Source organism: Candidatus Sodalis sp. SoCistrobi, assembly GCF_900143145.1.
GTDB lineage: Bacteria > Pseudomonadota > Gammaproteobacteria > Enterobacterales > Enterobacteriaceae > SoCistrobi.
The window spans coordinates 1-1972 of sequence record NZ_FRDB01000338.1 but is presented as its reverse complement, the minus strand read 5'-3'; the positions used below and the strand labels follow the sequence as shown (position 1 = coordinate 1972).

The window sequence follows — 1972 nt, the reverse complement described above, 5'->3', positions numbered from 1 at the left end:
CGGCGACTCCTACGATAATGCGATGGCAGAGAGTATCAACGGGTTGTACAAAACGGAGGTTATCCACCGCGGGAGCTGGAAAAACCGGACGGAAGTGGAGTTGGCCACGCTGGACTGGGTGGACTGGTACAACAACAGAAGGCTGCTCGGGCGGCTGGGTTACATCCCTCCTACTGAAGCCGAAATGAACTATTACGCTTTGCAATTAGCATCAGAGGAAGCGGCGTAGTATTGCCAAAATTACTCTCTAATAAACTCGGGGTTATTCACATTCACATCGCCGCCTGACGCACCAACATGTCGTGTGGAGACAAGGACGTAACCGGCGCCGCGCCATACAGTAATTGACTGAATGCCGCGGCGGCATCCGGGGAAGCCCCGGCCATAGAGGCCGTCATGGCCCCTGCCGGCGGAACGAGGGGGTAAGCGTTTTCTATTTTCATCTGTCTCTCCCGTGGTGATACTGCAAAATGGCACCCAGTGTCTCGGCCTCCGGCCCCGTTGCCTGCGCCAGACACCCCCTGGCGGCGCCTATCTCATCCAGCCCGAATAACAGAAAAGCGTGACAGGCAGCCCGCAGCGATTCATCAGGGACCAAATAGGGCAATGCGGGCAACATGGCGCGCACCTGACGCCGGTAACCGTGATTCACGCCCGCGCAGGCGATCTCCACCAACAAGCGACGATCGGTATCCGCAAGCATCGTCATATCTTGGCGATAATACCGCCGACCATATCTTTCATGGTCTTCAGTATCGCGCTGGAATAGTTGATGAAACTGGAATACTGCTGCACCGCGAACTGCGCCTGCAGCAATGTTCCCGGGTTGGTGAGTTTATCCGCCGTCATTTTATCTTCGACGTCATTACCCGCCTTGTTCGCCAGAATTGACAGTGTATTGATGAGTTGTGACACGTCCATGAGCACTTCCTGTGTCTATCCGTCCCTATCGCGGCCGGGACGTCGGTCATACGCGTTGCACCGGCGGCAACGGCGTTAGGCGGATTATCCCCGCCCCGGGACATTGCCAGCATCCGGTGTACACCTGAATTCCAGCCGATCCCGGCGGCGTGCCCGGCATTACAGACACGCTCCCCTGGGTCACGACGGTCGCGGCTGCGTAAAATCTGCCGCTACGGCGCTATCGTGGGGAACGCTTTGTCACACCGCTCAAACCAATAATTGATTAAGCAGACTCTGGGCGTTGGCGCGCACCGCACTGTAATGCGGCTTACCGTCACTCATACTAATGGCGCTATGCAACGCCATTCGGGCATCCGCCAGCCGTCCCATGGCCTGTAGACACACCCCCATTTGATAGACGGGTTCTGGATGGCCGCCATCAAGCATCAACGCGTAACCATAGAAATTCATCGCCCCTTGATACTTTTTCGTCATCATCAGCGTGCCCGCCAGCGCAACATGCGCACGCCAGTTCCACGGCTGCAACATCACCAGCCAACTGAAATCAATCAGAGCGCGATCGTAATGCCCGCTGTGGAGTGCCTGATAGCCGCGGGCAAAGCGTTGCTCGGTATCGGCCATTGGGGTGGGGTTGATGGCGGCACCGACGTTGCTTTGGTCGGTATCGCCATTCGAGGGGGATATCATAAGCACCTCCAGACAAGAGGATCGCGTCGCCCCGACCAGACGCGCGTTGCGCCTTAACGACGAGGCATGTTGCCACCCACGCGGGCAGCCTCTGAATAACCCCGAGTTTATTAGAGAGTAATTTTGGCAATACTACGCCGCTTCCTCTGATGCTAATTGCAAAGCGTAATAGTTCATTTCGGCTTCAGTAGGAGGGATGTAACCCAGCCGCCCGAGCAGCCTTCTGTTGTTGTACCAGTCCACCCAGTCCAGCGTGGCCAACTCCACTTCCGTCCGGTTTTTCCAGCTCCCGCGGTGGATAACCTCCGTTTTGTACAACCCGTTGATACTCTCTGCCATCGCATTATCGTAGGAGTCGCCG

Annotated in this window: 6 protein-coding genes; 1 reads left to right on the top strand and 5 read right to left on the bottom strand. The window is 56.7% G+C overall.

What is annotated here, in order from left to right:
* Positions 1-229: integrase core domain-containing protein (locus tag CINSTRO3249_RS15485; RefSeq protein WP_143146879.1), on the top strand; the 229-nt coding region annotated here is incomplete at its 5' end.
* A gap of 43 nt (positions 230-272) precedes the next feature.
* On the opposite strand, the gene CINSTRO3249_RS17350 is transcribed toward CINSTRO3249_RS15485, so the two are convergent.
* The 5 genes from CINSTRO3249_RS17350 to CINSTRO3249_RS15465 all read right to left on the bottom strand — a co-directional run.
* Positions 273-443, bottom strand: coding sequence for a hypothetical protein (locus tag CINSTRO3249_RS17350; protein ID WP_174249808.1), 171 nt, complete (start codon positions 441-443; stop codon positions 273-275).
* Positions 440-709 carry an EscG/YscG/SsaH family type III secretion system needle protein co-chaperone gene (locus CINSTRO3249_RS15480; RefSeq protein WP_074013873.1) on the bottom strand — a complete coding sequence of 90 codons (270 nt, stop codon included), beginning with the start codon at positions 707-709 and terminating at the stop codon, positions 440-442. Before CINSTRO3249_RS15480 ends, CINSTRO3249_RS17350 begins: the two co-directional genes overlap by 4 nt.
* The gene (gene sctF / locus CINSTRO3249_RS15475) at positions 706-921 is read right to left on the bottom strand and encodes a type III secretion system needle filament subunit SctF (protein ID WP_074013872.1); all 216 of its coding nucleotides are present in this window, start codon (positions 919-921) and stop codon (positions 706-708) included. Before sctF ends, CINSTRO3249_RS15480 begins: the two co-directional genes overlap by 4 nt.
* Before the next feature lie 249 nt (positions 922-1170).
* Positions 1171-1611 carry a SycD/LcrH family type III secretion system chaperone gene (locus CINSTRO3249_RS15470; RefSeq protein ID WP_074013871.1) on the bottom strand — a complete coding sequence of 147 codons (441 nt, stop codon included), beginning with the start codon at positions 1609-1611 and terminating at the stop codon, positions 1171-1173.
* A gap of 132 nt (positions 1612-1743) precedes the next feature.
* On the bottom strand, positions 1744-1972 hold a 229-nt coding region (locus CINSTRO3249_RS15465; protein WP_143146879.1), incomplete at its 5' end, for an integrase core domain-containing protein.